Raw genomic sequence first — 19164 nt, forward strand, 5'->3', positions numbered from 1 at the left:
TTGCACAGATGGTCGGGCACGATCCTGTTTCGGAACGTCGAGCACGCGACTACTATGGACGACTTGATGAGTTAAACATCATCGAATCCGAAGTAGAACACGATTCATCGGGAGGTCAGTACAAGACTCACTCGCTGAAGCATCCTACCACCGAAGTACTCACAGCACTCGGAGATACTGTTGATACGATTGGAGTTGACAAGAGCGTTCAGAACTTGATTGAGGAGTAGGGTTAATTCTTCAAGCTCTGTTGAAATCATCAGTGAGTTGTAAATGTTGAGAGAGATCGGTAAGTACAGGGTAAGCAGTTATCAGAGCGGCTATCGATCCATCCAAACTATGTGAAAACTGTCTGCTGAATATATAGGATCAGTTCAGCACAGCGACTTTGTTTATTCTTATAAGGTGAATTATTTATTCACTCATAACATGTGCTTATTGGTCACAGACCTTCTCTCGAATATCAGAGAGGGAAACGGGTTCTTCGGGGTCTGTTGGTTGGATTAGAACAACTGCCTTGTCCTTAAGATGCGGTGCAGGAGTTGACCACCAAACACCAACTTTGTGCTTTACCATTCCATTAGCCTCCATATCCTTCAGCCGATCGTGTGCCTCTTGAGTTTGAATACCAAGTTCATCGCCGATCTCCCTTGCGGTCAAAACTGGGTCACGGGCAGATTCAAAAACTCTCAGAATCTCTGTAGACTCCTCCGGAATTTCAATGGCCATATCTTTCTGTTATTGTGTCTATCTTATTTAACTTAGGCCGATAGGGCACCGTCTAGTTAGTGCGGTTTGAGAAGCGAGCAGATTATAGAGTTAGTTTAGAATGACGCTTGTAGACCTGCTCAACGAGTGTTACGCCGGAGTATGATGAAGCATGGGAGCGTAAGCGGACGGCGACAACCATCATGTGCCTATGTTTCACGATAATATGAGTCAGAATATGGAGTTCTAATACTATTCTTCATTATATACGATGGTTCGATTACAGGGAACTGACTTTACACACACCACCGTTTCCGGAGGTTCCTCAGGTATACCATCGTTTCCGGAGGTCTCTGTGATATACGTGAAAATCGCAAGACGGAGTAGGAATTTTGGTTACAACCACACACACACCCCATTGTTTCCGCAGGTTCGCGTCGAGAGTGTCCGAGAAATTCTACACTGGTCTCTAAGAAGGAAAGACTTATCATATACACAGAGAAACCAGAACCGTAGTACAATATGGACCAATATCTAGTAGTGGAAAATCGGTCGTAAGAAAGGACGCTCCAGTCTTTCTCGTTCCACCTGCGGAAACAATGGAGAGTGTGTGTGTATTCTCTCCGAAATCAAGCCCCGTCTTGCGGTTTCCGGTTGTTTCTATTTCTACCTGCGGAAACGACACCCCACCTCTGGAACCTCCGGAAATGGTGGTGTATCCTCTGGAACCTCCGGAAACACTGGGGTGGCCTACGGAACCTCCGGAAACGATGGTCTCTCTCTATGTCGTCTTCTGCAGAGAGAACTCTCTTAGACAAGTTAACCAACGCTAGAAAGCTACAGTTCTTTCTGTTGGTTAACACAGTAATCTATTCCAGATACCTTCTAATACCGATAACAAGTTCAATCCTTATCTTTCCGAAATCACATGAAATATAAAACACCAGTAGGAAATGTTCATTGATATACAGATATGGCTCAAACTCAACTCCTCGGTGATAAGGCTGTTTCCATTGCCCTTCTTGTACTCACGTTGCTTTCTGGTGTTGCAATTGGGTACGTCGCTGCAGCACCTGAGACAGTAGATAGCTCAGAGCAAACAATTGAGTCACAAGCTATCCATCCTCCCGCAGAGATTGAGAACGTGAGTGTTGAAGATCGCTCTCTTCACGTTCGTGTTACTGACGGTGTCGAGTGGATATCTGTCACCTCAACTGATTACGGTGAACACACATTTAATAGTAAACCACGCCCGGCAGGTGGGCCTGTCGCCACGTTTCCGCTGAATTGGTCGGAGATGGGCATGCACGATTGTGGTTACAATGTTGATGGCCCCACAGAAATTTCCGTCACGGATCAATCTGGGGATGTAGCTGACACAGTCACTCTGTCGGTATCTAACAAAACAGACGTCTGTGAAAAGGAGGGAGATTCCCGTGGTGCGTGACCGAGAAATCACATTCTACAGTGATGAGCAGACGTTACGTGAGCTGGACGAACTAGCTGATGAGCAGGATACTACTCGCTCAACCCTCGTTTTCGAACTCGTTCGTGAGGGGCTTCGTCGCGAACGAGAGGGTGCGGTATCTGCTGAAACACGGGCAGCTGAACGGCTTCAAGACCTCCTCGACGATGGTCTCTCAGACATGGAACACACTGCACGGGAGATACAGGATCTAAATGCGAAGACCGGCGTCTATGCTGTTGCTGCGTTCGAACTCGTCAAAAAGCATCATGGAGAGGCAGCAATTCGGGAGGCTCTGCAAACCGGTTCGCGACGACTCCGAGAAGACGACGTCGACGATCTCACTAGTGGCGAGGATGACGACCAGGACTCAACAGGTCAGGATAGTACCGACCGAGACACCAGTGATGGACTCGATTTCGAAGCACTACGTGAGGGCAACCAATGACGACGGTCATTGATTCTGATTTTAAGCGCCGAGACACCGGGGCGCTGATGAGCTACATCGAGCACGAAGAGGAGGAACTACGGAATCGAACGGGCCAGGAAATGGATGCGACCGAACAGCAGCATTTGCTTGACCGCTCGAGAAAGAATGAGATGAGTCGTCATTTCATCATCTCTCCTGAGAACGCGGACCAGCTCAGTAACAAGGAAATTGGGCGCGCGACACGGCAGACAATCCGTGAAACTATCGGCAGTCGTGAAGGTGTTAACTGGGCATATGCAGTCCATCGTGATGGTGGCGATCGTCCGCACGCACATGTAGTTGCAACGGGGCGTGCTGACCAATCCGGCGACCCTCTCTGGATTGACTCAGATGATCTCGATCAGATTCGCGATCGAGCGCACGAGAATTGTATCGAGCAGGAACAGGGCATTGATCACGCACTTGACCAGGCCATGGACGAGTCACTTAGTCAGGGACAGAACCAAGGACAGAGTCTGAGCCAATGAGTCTAAAGAAACACTTTCAGTACTACGTCCGTCCGGCTTGGTTTGTTCTTGGGTGGATTCTGTTTCTCCTCATCTGGCTTTTCTACTTACCGACTCCTGTATTTCCCATAATCTCTCTCTCGATCTGGGAACTGGCATTCCTTGCGAGCCCATTCCTTTTCTATTGGTACTGGAAGGAGCGCCCACCGCAGCTAACTCTCTCGTCACAGCGACTTGATGACTCTGAGGTAGGGCTTCCTGTGAACCACATCAACGAAACCGATCACTTAGACGGCCGTCTACTACGGCGGATGATTCCGATAGATTTGACGGGATCTATTGGAATTCTGGGCGCTACTCGGTCGGGGAAAACCAACGCAACGAAACTTCTTGTGGACCAAATACGCGAAAAAACTGATGAGCAAACACCAGTCATTATCTACGACCACAAAACAGACTTCCAAGATCACCTCGCGGAAGATGAACACATTGTTCTTTCAGGTCAGGAAGCCGATGTCCAGTGGAATATCTTCGAGGAAGTCGAATCTGACCAGGACTGTGAAGAACTCGCTCGAGAACTGTTCCCTACTACCTCTGATGGAACTGACTTCTTCAATGATGCCTCACGTCAATTGTTCGCTGCGGTTCTTCAGGTCATGCGGCGAGAAGCTCCTAGCGGAACCACACCCACGAACGAAGATCTCGTAACGTGGATTGAATCAACTACTGTCGAGGAACTCGCAGAAACACTCTCGAAGCACCCTGATCTGCAAGGAATCACTGACTACATCGATCCTGACGCGTCTGAACAGGCACAGGGAGTTATGGCGTCGTTCCGTAAGGAACTCCGAAATATGTTCCAGGGCGATCTCTGCGAATCAGGGAGTTGGTCGATTCGTCAGTATATGGATGATCCTCAGGGGCAGGTCCTCATCATCGACTATCCGCAGCGACTCGGCGAATCCACGAAGCCGCTCATTCGCTTTACTATCGATTGGGCTATTCGATTTGCCCTCGACGATGGCGATCAAAGCGCGTACTTTGTGCTTGACGAGTTTGCTCGCTTACCACCACTACGGCGGATAGGGGATCTTGTGAACGTTGGTGCTGGCCAAGACACTCGAGCACTCATTACCTTGCAATCGGTTGCACAGCTGTACGACCAGTATGGTCAAGACGGTGGTAATGCACTCCTCTCTGGGTTACTCTCAACGATCATCCTCCGACTCAATGACTCCTCGAGTATTGCATTTGCCCGGAGCAGGGTTGGTACGTACTGGGAAGAGCAGGATACCCCCGAATACAACGCTGATGGGGAGATTTCTGGAACGTCGATTGAGTACGTTGAGAAGCACGCTATGGCGAAAGGTGAGTTCGGAGATTTTGCACCAGGATGGGGAATTATCGTCCGAAACGATGGCTGGGTTGATGCACAGATCGATCTGTATGACGATGTCGCTGAGTATATTACCGATACTGGTCCCACAACTGCGGGTGAAGAGGTCGATTCAATTGGCGAACGATGCCCGTACTGTGGTGAGATAGTCACAGGCACTGAATGCACTAATTCTGATTGTACCTCTCGAGAAATGGTTGTGAAGTAATCCCAAGTCATTACAGGGACTGTGCCCCTACAACTGGTACCGAAACGTTACGGATCAGGCCTTGAGAGCTTCGGAATCTTCCTCTTCAGCTTCGTCAACTTCTTCGAGGCACTTCTTCTCCCAGTTGAGCTGTGTTTGGAGGGCTTTCTGTGCCTTGTTGGTTAGAGCGTACTCATTCGTTCGCTGGTCTCGCTCTGATTTGTCGACATACCCTACATCCACTAGGTCATCGAGATTGGGGTACAGACGACCATGGTTGATTTCCTGGTCGTAGAGGTTCTGGAGTTCGTTCTTTACCACAACTCCCTTGCTGGGTCCTAACTTGGCGAGTACAAATAGTATGTTTCGCTCGAACGACGATAGCTGATTGAATTCTATGAGGTGATGGTCATCGGTCATAGTGGGGGTATTGGCACTAGTAAAGTCTTTCATTGAATAAAAATAAATTGCGAAATATGTATACTATGTCGAAAATTAGAGCGCAAACGAATTCCAGTTACATAGCTGACCCATGCAACTCTCCTTGATTGACCGAGTTGTGACTCTCGAAAGTGAGGATTTAGGAGAACGCCCCTTGCTATATCTACACCTTGTGACGAGAAGCACTTAAAGAGAAAATCTGTTTTTCAGTGCGCTTTTAGCGTCCTTGGCGAATGGTATAGTCGTCAGAGGCCCCCCAATCTGCGTACATCGGTTCGATATATGCAGGTGTCATACCCGCGTTCTCTGCTTCCTCTATTCGCTCACTACAGATGCGAACTGCACGAAGTGGAGAAAGAATATGTTCTAACAGACCAATATCAAAGTATGGACACTCTCTCCGACAAACATCTCTTTGCAATGTGCTTGATTTCGGCTCTTACAGGTTTTATCGCCTATGGTGCCTTCGGAACTGATTACGGTGGAGGACTGATACTCTTCATTGCAATCGCAGTCTTTGCAGTACTAATGTTCGCTTACGGATACATGGAGACCTCGTAAGACAACGGTCAATTCACCACCTGTACTTACCGCGAGCTTCATCCCTATCTCTGATTAAAGAAACATCTATCCAATTACTATTATACTCTACAATCATCCAAATATGTCAATTACTAAACCACCGCACTATATTTCTGCACCACCGCACATTGACCGCGGCGCTGTCTGGCACTTTCTCTGAAAGTGCCAGCAGGCTTTTAGCCTGCCATGTGGTTCCGTGCGGGGGAGAAACACCGAATCTACATCGAACATAGCTTGTCTTCCCTCCTTCTCTGAGAGTACGCTGAGGGCTATGGCGAGGAATTGAAACCGAACAACATCATCTTACAGATCGATAACGGGGGGTGTTGCGTCTACGGTTAATTACAGATCGACCAATGGGAACTCTCGACTGGTACTTCGCTGATCGTCCTCGATCAGCGATTAACCAATAATCGAGAATACTGAACTCTTGTTGGTTAATCGGCTTGAATCTCTTCACGAACCGCAGCTATTCGTCCTATCTTCGGAGCTGTCTGAGACCGGCGACTATCTTTTGATGGGTCCAGTATGCGACTGCGCCCATGACGAGCGCGCTGTTCAGACTCAGAAGGTAGAAGGACAGCTCTGAATCGGTAAACGAATTGAATATCTGGACGGCACTATAGCCCCCAGTATCGAACACTGTTCCATAGGCAACTGCGGTGAGGATGATGCTGGCGACGAACGCGATCGATAGCATGACCGCAAAGAGTATGAGACGTCCAGTGTCGATAACTGCCTCTCGAAGTGCGTTACTTGTGCGGGCACGAAGTCGAGCAGGTTGCATGATTGGAGGTTTCTTACGCGGACGCAAAAAATCTAAGGAACGAGAGAAGCTGGTTGATACAGTTGGTACCTGCGAAAGCCCGGCACATGCCCGGAACGTGGAGGTGGGGCGGTCGGGGTAGTAAGTAGCGTGGCGCGTCAAAAAAAGGAGTATTGTTTCGCTCAGTGCAGTTGGATGCGGCCGCGATCGAGGACGGCCGCTGGATTGTCGCGCCCGTGCTTGGCTACGTAGGCGTCATACAGTGCTCGCGAGTAACGGCTGACTCGACTTTTGGTAGTGTCGAGAATCGTTGTTCCAGCCTCGGCTACCTCCGCCTGGGTCAGCGCTTTCCCGTCGGTAATACGATCTGCTGCGTACACAGCCGCAGCTGCTATCGTTAGTCGCGATGTCCCTGTCCCGATCGGTTTCTCATCGGCAATCTCGAGCAGGTGTTCGCCTATTCGTCGAAGCTGCAGACACGCTTCCACGTCTGGTGCATCGTCATCGAGCGCCGCGATCACTGCGTCGACGGCCGTATCTCGAACGGGCGGCACGTTCAATTCGAGCTCGCATCGGATTTTCCGCGCTGCTGCACACACTCTTTCACGATCTGCTTTTGCGTACTTGGCTACTTTCGTACAGGGCCGCGGGAAATTTCCTTCGAGCGTTGCGAGCGCAACTGCCCCGGCAGCGAGTGCTTCCCAGGACATTCGACCACCTGGAAGCCGTGCCTCGGCTGCTCGTTTCAGGAACAGTCCGGCATCCTCAGCTATGAATCCGGGGAGTGTCAGATTGCCGGTGATCGACTCGATATCGCGGAAACCCTCGTTGAGCCGAATGGCGCGCTTATCCTCGACTTGAAAGCGCTTGTGCCGCTGGCGCAACCGCTCGAACTTATCTTTCTGCTCTCTCGAGAGCGAATTCCCGTACCCGTCACTACCGAGGAAGAACGTCGTATGGAGTCCTTTGTCTACCCGCAGCGGGTTGATCGGTTCACAGCTCCACTCTGAGAGACCTCTTCCGTCGGAAGGCCCATGCACGCTCCGTGTCGGCCGGTGATCGACGTGCTCTGCCGTAACGACGAGCCCGCAGTTCGCACAGAATGACTCGTTATTCTCGGTAACTACCTGTCCATCGCACTCGGCGCATATCGATAGTTGAGCTGGCTCACGCTCGCCCGTGGCTGCCTGACTGTTCTCGTCTTGATTAGCTTGCTCTGCAACCGAAGCTTCATACCTCAAAAGGCTCTTACTTGACATTGGAGTTCTCCTGAAGGCGCTCACTCAGCGTCTTCTTCCGACATCACGACTCTCCAGCCGTGGCTGTCCACAACGACCAACTCACCTATCGCGCGCTCTCGCTCGCGCCTTCGCGAGCGCCCTGTGGGCGCGAGCGAGAGCGCGCCTGAGAAGGGGAGCTAACCAGCACCGCGCGCCGACCCGCCCGGAGCAAGCGGCCAGCTTTAAGCCGTTTCTCGCGTCCGGCCCGGACTGCGGGTTCGTGTCCAGCGTGACGGTCGCGAGCACGGCGAGCCGCGATGTGGCTCGCCGCGCGGAGCGGCCCAAAGCGTTGGAACGCGAAAGCCCGCGAGGGGCGCAACCGAAAACGCGCTTAATGCTGGCGTCGAGGGCACATCCATTTTAGCCCGGAACGGGCGCTCGAGGTACGAAGAGCGCCCGCATGCCCGGAATGGTCGGTCGCGAGCGATGCGGAGGGCGGAACGCGGCGTGCGGGGCGAGCCGTAAGCAAACACCTACCAATTGGTCTCGCTGCCCAACGAACTAGCTGCCATCCTGGCAGACTCAGAAAGGGCGAGGCCGTGTCGGTTATCCCCCAACCCCGAAAGCACCGAGCGACGAAGGAGCGAGGCGCGCAGCGGCGGTCGAGGGATATCGAACCGTCGAGGGCTTTCATCGCTAGTATCCTCGATTCCATCGAGGCAACATACGATACTCCGAATCGTCGATAAGACTCGCGATCGAGATTAACCAACAAAAATAGGCCGACGTTCCAACTGTTGGTTAATATAATCGCTAAACAGAGAATCGCTATTTTTGATGCCGAGTTCATCCGAGAGATCGAGGAGAAATTCGCCCGCAAGCAATTCTGATCCGATTCGTAACGAGGGGTGTTACTGGAACGGTGGAGTGTCAGTAACCAACGATGCGAGAAATAGACGCCTGAAGCTGGGTAAGTCAGAGCCAAAGGACGGTTGTACGGTTCGTTATAACCGCGAACTGACTTCCGTACCAGGTTTGAACTCAGTCAGTTCCTCGATACGTTGCTCGAGATCGTCGACTTCCTGACGGAGGTCCTCGGCATCGGGATCGTCGCTCAGTGCCAGCTGATCCTTCAGGCCTTGTAGTCGGGTTTCCTTCCGCTCCTCGTCGACGTCGGCTTTGCGGACGTATTCGCTCTTGTCGATCTCATACACTTCTGATTCAGCAAGTTCGGTCACCTCTAACGCCTCGTCGACCTTCTCACGGTCGACGGTCAGGAGTCGCTCACGAGAGATCCCTGCGTTCCCGAGCACACTGATGACTTCCTCATCGTCCTTCAGCGAGCGATTGCGTCGGCTCGTCCGCTGGACCGATCCGTACTGCCCGTGAACCGGTTGGTCGTGGTGGAGTCGCCCGAGGAGTACCTCACGGACCGCCTGCCGTAGATCGCCAGCATTCCGCTGGACATCAGAGAGTAGCGTATAGAGATTGATCAACACGGGAGTCCCACACTCCTCGAGTGCCGTCGGATCGTGGCGTTCGAGCGCGTCGATCAACAGAAGCATATCCGCATAGACCTCAAGGTCAGGTTCCGTCCGACCCGCTGCATCGGCCTGCTCATTGGCGGACTGGACAGAGGTCCCTTTGATGAGTTGCGACGTCGTCGGCTCCTCGGTTTCAGTGAGTGTCCCCGCTTGGTCGTTGATCTCGTAGCGAGGATGTAGGCTGAGTACCGCGGCATATGGTTCTGCATCTGCTGGAAGGCGCTCGAGTTCGAACGTTCCGCCAGCGTCGGTGATGCGCTCGGCAAGCGTTTCAAACTGCTCGCGTTGCAGCGGCTGAGAGTCGCCTGAATCGCCGAACTCGATGACGATGCGGTGCTCTTGGACATCGGTGATGCGGAATCGCGTCTCCGTAAGGGGCGTGATGAGTGTTGCATCCGCAGCAAGGGCGTCACACTCCTCGAGGAGCGTCCGCCAGCTCGCGGTAAAGGGCATGGTAGTTATTGGTCGTCTCGCGGGAAAACCTCTCGGCCCAGTCCGCTTCGACGCCAGTCTCCAGCTACTAGTCCAAGCGAGCCAGTTTTTGTAGTCCACACACTATATGCATATGATATCACTTTCACTGAGGTTCACTTCCTTTTTTGTGTTCGTTGTTTGTATGGTTAGCTACATGCTTCCTCGCTACAGAGGTGAGTCATCCGAGTGCGTGTAATGGCACATCTGTCTGCACGCGCGAATGCCGCCTACCAGAACGACTATCACCACAAGCTGCGTGGCCGGCTCTGGGACGCACTTGAGGGAACCGCCTACGACGAGCGACACGACGACGGCGAACCTCCGGGCTTCGCGTACTCGAACCCGTTTCCGCCCCACGACATGGAGGAAGGCGACGACCGCAAGCTGTTGGTCGCCTCGCCAGAGGAGGAGTTACTGGCCAACGTCGCTGCCGATCTGCTCGAAGAGCGGGAGTTGAACATCGGCGAGATGCCGTTCCACGTCGACGACGTGACTTCGCTCGAACCCGACGTCGGCGAACCGGGTACGCGCGGGACAATTGAAACCGGAACCGGGCTCTTGGTTCGGATTCCGCCATGGCGCTGCGAAGAGTACGGCATCGACCACCCCGGCGACGATACCGCCGTGTTCTGGCGACCCGAGCACTCGATGGAACCGCTTCGCACACAGCTGGAGGCCAACCTCGATCAGAAACACGACCGCTTCGCCCACGACCACCTGCCGGGGCCGAGCGATGTCGACGGTGATCTGTTCGACGGCTACGAACTCATCAAGACGTTCGCCGTCCCAGTGACTGTCACCGAGGGCCAGGAGATGACCTACGTCCTGAGCAAGTGGGAGTTCTCGTATACGGTTCGGGACGACCACCATCGCCGGCATCTCAACCTCGCGTTAGATTGTGGGCTCGGTGAACGGAACTCGTTGGGGCTCGGGTTCATGAACCTCAAGGAGGCAAACTGATGGATACGAAAGCCCTTGAGAACGTGGATACCGAAACGATTGAAACAACGATCCCGGATCGACCGATCGCGTCGCTCCGTGACATCGAAGTGCTCTACGGGGCCCTGTATACGCTCGGTCGAGGATTGACTGGGCCGTATGGCGCATACCTTACTCCGGACGCTGCTGCCGATCAAATCGGAAACGAGACACTCGTTGTTATCCGCGTCGACCTTCGCGGTGACAAAGCGACACCTGGCGATCCGCCGGTCACGCTCAAAATGTTTCCTGAAGATCTGGTGCCGCTCGTTGCCCATTCAAAATTCAGTGCCGCGATGGGGGTCGATCACAGCATTACCCACCAGTCCGGACAGACTAATGGCCCAGAAAAGCACAGCGACCATGCTTTCGAGCGATTAGACCGGTGGCCCACGGAAGATGCTGTAATCGAAGCAGCGTCAGAACACGATGATGGCTGGCTAATTGAGACATTAGCAGAGTTGGGAGATGATAATTCAGCCGAAACCAACATCCGGGACACGGTCAAGTCTATCGTTTCGGAAGAAGGACAACTTCTCCATACCGTCGCTATTGCGTTCGACGATAATGAGTTGAATACTACAGCTCAGTTCCGACCTAACGAAACGTGGCACTACCCCGGTGAAATCGAAGTGCTTCAGGAAGCAATGGCAGCCCGCAAGACAGGGAAGTTTCGGGCGAAAAACGAAGCTGAAGACGCTTCCGGGGATGGAACGTGCTTCGTTTTCGACACCGACGAAACGGTGTACGGTGTTGTTGACGACCCGATGAAACACTATCTCTCGAAACAGATGGAGAAGTTCCCTGCTCTTGACGCAGATCGGTCGTGGCAAACCCAAGGCCTCGGTCGGGATGCCGCGATTCGGGCACAGAACGCGGACACATTCCTCGATGCGTGTACTATCCCAGCACCGGGGACATCAGCGTTCTACCTCCCGTACCCCACCGGGGAAATCGATGCCGAGAGTGCTAGAGGGATATACCAGCTATTGAGTGAACAAGTGAACGCTGACGGAGAGTTTTCACCTGTCGGAAACAAATACCGAAAACTCAAGGCAACAGGAAAATTGGACGCCATTCGGTTCTCGCTCGTCATCGTCAACAAATACCAGAAGGATCGGTGGCGAGTTCTTGCGGCGACCCCGACAGCATCTACCCACATTATCGAAGATATCACTCAGCAACATCGGGCTGTTCTCGATAGTCGATGGGTTAGCAAGGAGGAGATTTTCCCGAAACGGGAGAAATTTCCGCTCCTGAGTATCGAAGGGTCAGAATCACTTTCGAATGTCGTCTCCAGTGTCGGGTATCTTTCGGAAACCTGCCTCGGCGATGATGCAGATGATCCGGGCAGTGACGATTTCCGTTTCCGAGGGACGGCGACGATTGCCAGTGGAAAACAGCTCCGGGTCAAGGAGTTATTTGGAGAGTACGTCGCAAAGCTTGTAGATCGGTTTGACCCGGACAACCAGTATCCGTTCCCAACAGCGACCTTTGCACAGCAGTACGTGCAGCTCAACGCTCTTAGAGCGTGTGGCTTGCTCACCGCAAATGACGACCGACTCGTAACACAACCACAACACATGAGCGACCAGACACCACAGGCGACAGCAGATAGTCGTCAAGAACAGTTCGAACAATTCATCGAAGATCACCCCGCATTGAGCGACAAAACGAGGAAGGGGGTGTTCGCACTCGGCGCGCTTGTCGGCCGCATCTCTCGATACCAGAGTAGGGAAGGCAAGAGCATGACAGCGGTCAAGCAGTATCCGATAGACAACCTCACAAAACACAACATCAGGCGTATCGCCACAGAAGTCGTTGACAGCAACATCGTCTATTCTGATGAGTACGCAGGGACGATGTACGGAGAGTTAATGGATACCGTATGTGACGGTCTCGAAACGGCCGAACCGAGCGACTGGGAGCTATCGACGGAAGACCTTCGCTTCCACTACGCAATGGGTATCGCTTACGGACAAAACGATTCCAGCACTTCGGAGACTACCAATGAGTAACAACAACATCGTCGAGAACCGTTCAGAAATCGTCTTTCTGTACGATGCCGTTGACGCGAATCCCAACGGCAATCCGCTCAGCGGAGCGAACAGACCACGAATTGATCCCATCACCAACGAAGCAATCGTCACCGACGTTCGCCTGAAACGATACCTCCGCGATCAGTTCGAAGCGGACGATGAAGGCGTCTATATCACGAGTGAACGTGGCGAATATGCCAAAGAACGTGAGGAACTACTCAAAGATACGTTCGGTGTGACAACTGTCGAGGAGATCGAGAATGAAGAATTTGATGGATTCGACAGATTCCTCGACAACGCAATCGATGCCAGATTGTTCGGTGCAACGTTCAGCATCGATACCGATACTGATGAGCTTATCGAGGCACTCGAAAAGCACCTCCCTGACCATCTTACTGGCCCTGTCCAGTTTTCGCCCGGAAAAACGCTACATCCAGTCGAAGTAAACGAGGAGTACAACAGCCTCACGAGCGTTATCGGAACCGATGACGAGAAGGAACAGGGTGGATTCGATCTCGACGATCACCGAATCAAATACGGACTGATCGGATTCCACGGACTTGTCGATGAACACGGTGCCAAAGATACCAATCTCAAAACCGAAGATGTCGAACAACTAGATTCGGTTTGCTGGCGTTCGATCAAAAATCAAACAATCACCCGTAGCAAGGTTGGGCAAGAACCACGGCTCTATCTCCGTGTCGAGTACGACACAGAAAGTTTCCATATCGGGGGTCTCACGCACGAACTCGGCGTTGTTGGCGACGACGAAGACGCTCGATCCTACCGGACAGTAAAAGACGTAACACTCGATGTAACGGATCTTGTCTCTCGGCTCAAGTCACATGAAGACCGTATCCAAACAGTGCATGTCGTTGCTGACGACGCGCTGGATGTTGTACTCGATGGAGCGATGCTTGAAGACGGATTCGTCAGTGCGCTCGAAGACTGCTTCGAATCAGTCAACGAAATCGATGTGTACGACAACTAGCGGTTCATATAGGGATGCAATCACAATTGGACGATCACGCCGACGCGAGTACGAGCCAAGGGACTGAGGTGACTCCTGATTCCCCTCCGAAGCAGTGCCTGTCGTTTCGACTGTCCGGGCCGTGGGGCCATTTCCGTCGTGTTGAGGGAAATACAGTAAAAACCACGTACCGAGTTATTCCGAGAACGACGGTGGCTGGTCTCGTGGCCGCAGTTCTCGGAATCGGACGAAATCAGTATTACGACCTGTTCGGACCGGAATCCTCAGCGATAGCTATTGAGCCAACGAGTGAACTCCGGACAATAAATCTCCCCGTGAATAACCTCACGACATCTCAAGAGGGGCTGAAAGGAGTTAATACGCGGGGAAAAGTCAGCGTCTACTATCCAGACCCAACCAAGGATCGGCAGCGAACGAATTACGAGGTGCTTGTCGAACCTGAGTACCGAATCGATCTGTGGCTTGCTGATGGGGAGAGGTACGATGAACTTCGAGAGTACCTCGCAGAAGGAAAGGCACACTACACGCCCTCCCTTGGCTTATCCGAATACCTAGCTGACATCGAGTATCTTGGCGAATACGAGGTAGAAAAAACGGGATCACCCGGATCTCATTCTGTCGATTCTGCAGTTCCAGACCCTGATGGTGTGGTACCCGAACCAAATGTCAGCTATGGGACGGAGCGATCACCGGCGTTCATGGAACGGACGACAGCATCCGGAGAGTTCTCGGGACGGAGAACGACGAGTTACCTGACCTACACCTATAATCCAAGCGGAGGAGCACTTACCGTCTCAGATGCAACGGCGGTAAGCGTTGATGATCGAACTGTGGTGTTTCGATGACGAGGACGCTTGATTCAGGACGAGAAATTCTCTCGCATCCGTCCGAGATAAATCAAAATAAAAAACCACTCTGGAACCATCTAACAGGAGTAAGTGAACGAGCAGCCGCTGCCATCTCGGAACACTCTCGATTTAGGGAGTCACTGGTCGATGCAGAGAAACTTCTCGGACTTGCCCATGACTTTGCGAAAGCGACACCGGCGTTTCAACAGTATATTCGACCGAACGAATCACACGACTCCCCGAAACATCACGCAAGGCTGGGTAGTTTAGTCGCCTATTTCTTCCTCCAACAAAACGGATATGACCGAGAAACTCGGCTGGCCGGAGTACTTGCCGTTGCTAAACATCACGGCGATGTCCCGGACGCAGCAGGATATATCAGAAGGACGTTCGATGAGCCTCGAATCAATCCAGTAGGGAGCAATCAAACTATACAGGCAATCGAGCAAGCCAAAACAATCGACGATCACGCCGAGACGTTTGCCCGTGATTTGTTCAGAGAAGCAGTTTTTGAGGGGGCTTGGGACAATTTTCTTGAAAAAATCGGTGACTCCTCTGACTCACCTATTCTTACGGACATCATTGAAGATGCAGGTGAGCGAGGAGGGTTGGCTGGAGAACTAGAAGTGAAAAACACTCGGTTTGATGAGTCGATCTACACAAGGTATTTGGTCCTGTTTGGCTCGCTGACGTTTGCAGATAAGACGGATGCTGCAAGAATCGATACCGACGACAGCCGACTATGGGGTGAGTATCCATCACTTGATAAACTCGAAACACATCTAAACGAACTCGGTGGGGAAACACAGAACGATATTGAAACTCAGCTGAATGAGGTCAGAGCGGAGGTTCAAAACGAGATTCCGAGACAGACACGCGGATTTCTCGAAAGCAATCAATCAGTCGCAACACTAACCCTTCCAACAGGGTACGGGAAAACGTTCGCTGGACTGCTCGCGGGGCTCACCCTCTGTGATGAACGGGATGGTCGACTCGTATACGCACTTCCGTTTACTTCGATTATAGACCAGACATCGGGAACTCTACAGGAGGTTTTCGAGACAGACCCATCCGATAATCTGCTGACAGTACATCACCACCTCGCAGAGACAAGAACGGATACCGAAAGCGAAGAGGAAGAAGAAACGGACGAACACGCCTCGCACGAGGTGCTACTCGCAGAGAGTTGGCGAACTGGACTAACACTAACGACCTTTGTACAGTTGTTTGAGAGTCTTGCTGGCCCACGGAACGGACAGTCGCTCAAACTGTCCGCGCTTCAGGGTAGCACTGTTATTATCGATGAACCACAGGCTATCCCACAGCACTGGTGGCCTATTATCCGGAAGCTCATCGATATGCTGACTGAGCGGTTTGATGCTCAGGTGTTGCTAATGACCGCTACTCAACCCTCTCTTGTTGAGGATTCGTTCGAACTTATTTCGTCTGAACGACTGCTTGAGATCGAACAATCCGCTTTCAGTGGTGACCCACCATCGAGAGTGCAGTATCAACTCCATCCGACAGCACTCGTCACCGAAAACGAGGATCAATTATCCCACCTTGATGCAGCAAGGCTGCTCGCAGAAACAGTCGTAAGCGGAGATACAACGTTAGCAATCTGTAATACGATAGAAAGCACTCGAATACTTACGAGGGAATTTATCGACAGTACTTCCGAATACGAGACCGATCCGATCTCTGTCTCTGAGGTGTATGCAGAGCAGCTTGATGAAGACGAAATCGGTGGACTGTCAGCGACAAAGGAATACGACGGCAAGCAACGACCGAGTATTGAGCGCGGTCGACTCGTTCGTGCTGTTGTTGAGGAGCTTCGAATTAAAGATACGGCAACGTATCTGCATCTGACAACGCGTGTGCGCCCGTGTGACAGGCAGTTTCTCCTTGCTGTTGCGAACGATCTCGCAGGAATGGACATTCCGTTCGCACTGATTTCGACGCAACTCGTTGAAGCTGGGGTCGACATTAGCTTCGATACAGTCTTCCGCGATTTCGCTCCTCTAGATTCGATAGTACAGGCGGCGGGTCGGTGTAACCGGTCCTACGAACGTGCGCCGGAAACTGGTGTTACGACTGTCTGGCAGCTCGAACCTCCCGGCGAAGGCAACACATCTCCATCAACAGCAGTGTACGCACCGAACCGGAACCGGGGTGAGACTGATCTCTTGATGCATACCCGATCCGTTCTCGAAACAGTACAATCGGAACACGGGACAGCGTTTGCTGACGAGGTTCTGGCGAAGGATGCTATCGAACGCTACCACGATACTGTTGGAGAACGTGTTCACAGCGTCTCCGAAAGTAATGATCTCGTGACTGCATTCGAGCAGGCAGATGGAAAGACATTGTGTGAAGCATCACTCATCGAACGGCGACAGTCAGTGGAGGTATATGTGTGTCGGACTAGGGAGGAACACGACTCCGCAACGACTATTGAACCACTGATGAAAGAACGGAAGTTCGATGAGGTGGATTCGAAACGAGATGAACTGGCATCAATTCGAGTTTCGATTCCAGTTCCAAGAGCGAATACCGATGCCGCGAGCGGTATCCTTAGCCTTGAGCCATTAATCGATGAGGAGGAGAAACGACACGATCCAGAACGGATTCTCCATGCATCGAATTCAATATTCGACCCAGAGTTCGGAGTCCAACCAAGTGAATACGGTGTGGAGGATCGATTCTTTTGACCGCCGCTAATCCAGTCGATCGACTCCTTGCCACGGCTCGCGGCGAGCCAGTCGATGAACCGTTTCGTGTCACAGGCGTGATGATGCAGTACTACTACGTCTGCAAGCGCGAACTCTGGTTCGAGAGCCGAAACCTCGAAATCGACCGCGAGAACGCGACCGTAGTCCGTGGCACCCGTGTCGACGAAACGGCCTACAGTGATAAACGCGAGAACCTTCATCTCGGAATGATCTCATTGGATCTGCTTGATGACGGCCGCGTTGTCGAGATCAAGCCCTCTTCGGCACTGACCGAGCCGGCCGAGATGCAGCTGTCGTACTACCTCTGGTATCTCGACTGTGTGGCCGACATCCAGCGGGATGGTGTCTTGGCCCATCCCCGAGAACGCAAGCGAGAGCCGGTTGACCTCACCGACGAACGGAGGGAAAAAGTCGAAACGGCGATCCGCGGGATTCACGATGTCGTCGAACAGTTCTCGCCACCACCGGCTGAGGAGAAACCGTTCTGTGACTCGTGTGCGTATCACGACTTCTGTTGGTGTTAACAATGGACCGAAACTACCACGTCTTTTCCGACGGCCGACTCGAACGAAGCGACGACACGCTCAGACTCGTTCCTGACGACGGGGGCGAGAAGAAGTACATTCCAGTCGAGAACGCCGAGGCATTCTTCCTCCACGGCCAGATCGATTTCAACACGCGGTTGATGTCGTTTCTCAACGACCGGACGGTCGCACTCCATGTCTTCGGGTGGGAGGATTACTACTCGGGTTCCGTGATGCCGAAACGCGGGCAGACCTCGGGGAAGACTATCGTCAATCAAGTGCGCGCCTACGAGGATAGCGAGCATCGACGACAGCTCGCCGCCGCGATTGTGAGGGGAAGCATCCACAACATGCGGACGAACGTCGTCTACTACAACGGCCGCGACCACGATCTCGGCGGCGTCATCGATGACCTGGAAGCTGCGGCCGCACGCGTCGACGAATCGCTTCCTGTCGATGAACTACTAGGTGTCGAGGCGACGGCGAGAAAAGCCTACTACCGGAGCTTCAACGAGATCCTTCCAAGCGAGTTCCAGCTCAGTCGACGGGAGTACAATCCACCACCCAACGAGATTAACAGCCTCATCTCCTTCGGTAACTCGCTGGTCTATGCCAACTGCGTCTCGGCGATCCGGGCGACCGCACTCGATCCGACGATCAGCTACCTCCACGAGCCAGGGGAGCGACGGTACTCGTTGTCGCTCGATATCGCCGACCTGTTCAAACCGGTGCTCGCTGATCGGGTCCTGTTCCGGTTGGTAAACCGAAACCAGATTTCGGATACCGATTTCGAGACGGAGCTCGGCTCCTGTCTGCTAAACGAGTCCGGGCGAAAGACGTACACAAAGGCATTCGAAGAAACGCTGGAACGGACTGTTGAACACCCAACACTAAACCGGAAGGTCAGCTATCAATACCTGATGCGGCTCGAAGCATACAAGCTAAAGAAACACCTGCTCACTGGTGAGGTATACGATCCGTTTCAACGGTGGTGGTGACATGTACGTCGTGATGGTCTACGATTTAGAGGCCGATCGCACGCAGAAGGCTCTCAAACTCGGTCGGCGGTACTTGACCCACGTCCAGAACTCAGTACTCGAAGGCGAGATCTCCGAAGGCGATCTGGCTACACTGAAAAACGAGATCGATGACCTGCTAACCCCCGGTGAGTCAACGATTATCTACGAGTTATCCTCCGATACACTTCTGAACCGGACGGTGTATGGCGACGATCCGACCGAAGACCAGCGGTTTCTATAGCTAGTTCCGTCGACCCCAGGGGGGACAGGACCTATTGAGGGTTGACGGAAGCTCTTTACTGTATGCACACGTT

18 protein-coding genes and 1 pseudogene are annotated in these 19164 nt (G+C 52.7%); 14 read left to right on the plus strand and 5 right to left on the minus strand.

From position 1 onward, the window contains the following. Positions 1–230: pseudogene (locus BM348_RS20305) on the plus strand (hypothetical protein); the annotation flags it as partial. Positions 231–435: 205 nt separating this feature from the next. Here BM348_RS20305 and BM348_RS20310 read toward each other — a convergent pair. Continuing rightward, positions 436–729, minus strand: coding sequence for a winged helix-turn-helix domain-containing protein (locus BM348_RS20310; protein ID WP_092907909.1), 294 nt, complete (start codon positions 727–729; stop codon positions 436–438). 952 nt (positions 730–1681) lie between these two features. On the opposite strand from BM348_RS20310, the gene BM348_RS20995 reads away from it, so the two are divergent. The 4 genes from BM348_RS20995 to BM348_RS20325 are packed head-to-tail and all read left to right on the plus strand — an operon-like array spanning position 1682 to position 4713. Next, positions 1682–2155: a hypothetical protein gene (locus tag BM348_RS20995; RefSeq protein ID WP_139231278.1), complete on the plus strand. Its 474-nt coding sequence runs from the start codon at positions 1682–1684 to the stop codon at positions 2153–2155. Continuing rightward, positions 2148–2621, plus strand: coding sequence for a hypothetical protein (locus BM348_RS20315; RefSeq protein ID WP_139231279.1), 474 nt, complete (start codon positions 2148–2150; stop codon positions 2619–2621). The genes BM348_RS20995 and BM348_RS20315 overlap by 8 nt, the downstream gene beginning before the upstream one ends. After that, on the plus strand, positions 2618–3130 hold the full coding sequence (locus BM348_RS20320; RefSeq protein WP_092907913.1) for a relaxase/mobilization nuclease domain-containing protein: 513 nt from the start codon (positions 2618–2620) through the stop codon (positions 3128–3130). The genes BM348_RS20315 and BM348_RS20320 overlap by 4 nt, the downstream gene beginning before the upstream one ends. Beyond that, positions 3127–4713: a type IV secretion system DNA-binding domain-containing protein gene (locus tag BM348_RS20325; RefSeq protein WP_092907915.1), complete on the plus strand. Its 1587-nt coding sequence runs from the start codon at positions 3127–3129 to the stop codon at positions 4711–4713. The genes BM348_RS20320 and BM348_RS20325 overlap by 4 nt, the downstream gene beginning before the upstream one ends. Positions 4714–4767: 54 nt before the next feature. Here BM348_RS20325 and BM348_RS20330 read toward each other — a convergent pair whose 3' ends face one another. Then, the gene (locus tag BM348_RS20330) at positions 4768–5112 is read right to left on the minus strand and encodes a helix-turn-helix transcriptional regulator (protein WP_092907941.1); all 345 of its coding nucleotides are present in this window, start codon (positions 5110–5112) and stop codon (positions 4768–4770) included. A 408-nt stretch (positions 5113–5520) separates the two neighbouring features. Here BM348_RS20330 and BM348_RS21615 point away from each other — a divergent pair, with 408 nt between their 5' ends. Beyond that, complete coding sequence (locus BM348_RS21615; RefSeq protein ID WP_175507283.1) at positions 5521–5694, plus strand: hypothetical protein; 174 nt, start codon at positions 5521–5523, stop codon at positions 5692–5694. A 499-nt stretch (positions 5695–6193) separates the two neighbouring features. Here BM348_RS21615 and BM348_RS20340 read toward each other — a convergent pair whose 3' ends face one another. The 3 genes from BM348_RS20340 to BM348_RS20360 all read right to left on the minus strand — a co-directional run bounded on the left by BM348_RS20340 (position 6194) and on the right by BM348_RS20360 (position 9698). Further along, positions 6194–6502, minus strand: a complete 309-nt coding sequence (locus tag BM348_RS20340) for a hypothetical protein (RefSeq protein ID WP_139231280.1) — start codon at positions 6500–6502, stop codon at positions 6194–6196. 161 nt (positions 6503–6663) lie between these two features. Beyond that, positions 6664–7740, minus strand: coding sequence for a hypothetical protein (locus BM348_RS20345; protein ID WP_092907944.1), 1077 nt, complete (start codon positions 7738–7740; stop codon positions 6664–6666). Between the two features lie 965 nt (positions 7741–8705). Continuing rightward, positions 8706–9698, minus strand: coding sequence for a hypothetical protein (locus tag BM348_RS20360; protein WP_092907923.1), 993 nt, complete (start codon positions 9696–9698; stop codon positions 8706–8708). Between the two features lie 216 nt (positions 9699–9914). Here BM348_RS20360 and cas6 point away from each other — a divergent pair, with 216 nt between their 5' ends. Genes cas6 through cas2 form a run of 8 tightly spaced genes read left to right on the plus strand, consistent with a single transcriptional unit; the run spans position 9915 to position 19091 of the window. Beyond that, a complete protein-coding gene (gene cas6 / locus BM348_RS20365) occupies positions 9915–10679 on the plus strand; it encodes a CRISPR-associated endoribonuclease Cas6 (RefSeq protein WP_175507284.1) in 765 nt (254 codons plus the stop codon). Next, on the plus strand, positions 10679–12715 hold the full coding sequence (locus BM348_RS20370; protein WP_092907927.1) for a TM1802 family CRISPR-associated protein: 2037 nt from the start codon (positions 10679–10681) through the stop codon (positions 12713–12715). The genes cas6 and BM348_RS20370 overlap by 1 nt, the downstream gene beginning before the upstream one ends. Next, complete coding sequence (gene cas7b, locus BM348_RS20375) at positions 12708–13727, plus strand: type I-B CRISPR-associated protein Cas7/Csh2 (RefSeq protein WP_092907929.1); 1020 nt, start codon at positions 12708–12710, stop codon at positions 13725–13727. The genes BM348_RS20370 and cas7b overlap by 8 nt, the downstream gene beginning before the upstream one ends. A gap of 14 nt (positions 13728–13741) precedes the next feature. After that, positions 13742–14572 carry a type I-B CRISPR-associated protein Cas5b gene (gene cas5b, locus BM348_RS20380; RefSeq protein ID WP_092907931.1) on the plus strand — a complete coding sequence of 277 codons (831 nt, stop codon included), beginning with the start codon at positions 13742–13744 and terminating at the stop codon, positions 14570–14572. Further along, on the plus strand, positions 14569–17286 hold the full coding sequence (locus tag BM348_RS20385; RefSeq protein ID WP_092907933.1) for a CRISPR-associated endonuclease Cas3'': 2718 nt from the start codon (positions 14569–14571) through the stop codon (positions 17284–17286). Before cas5b ends, BM348_RS20385 begins: the two co-directional genes overlap by 4 nt. Next, entirely contained in the window at positions 17283–17831 is a 549-nt protein-coding gene (locus BM348_RS20390) for a CRISPR-associated protein Cas4 (protein WP_092907935.1), read from the plus strand. Before BM348_RS20385 ends, BM348_RS20390 begins: the two co-directional genes overlap by 4 nt. 2 nt (positions 17832–17833) lie before the next feature. Then, a complete protein-coding gene (cas1b, locus tag BM348_RS20395; protein ID WP_092907937.1) occupies positions 17834–18829 on the plus strand; it encodes a type I-B CRISPR-associated endonuclease Cas1b in 996 nt (331 codons plus the stop codon). Position 18830: 1 nt separating this feature from the next. Then, the gene (gene cas2 / locus BM348_RS20400; RefSeq protein WP_092907939.1) at positions 18831–19091 is read left to right on the plus strand and encodes a CRISPR-associated endonuclease Cas2; all 261 of its coding nucleotides are present in this window, start codon (positions 18831–18833) and stop codon (positions 19089–19091) included. Positions 19092–19164 lie beyond the last annotated feature (73 nt).

The sequence above is a fragment of the Halostagnicola kamekurae genome, from assembly GCF_900116205.1.
GTDB lineage: Archaea > Halobacteriota > Halobacteria > Halobacteriales > Natrialbaceae > Halostagnicola > Halostagnicola kamekurae.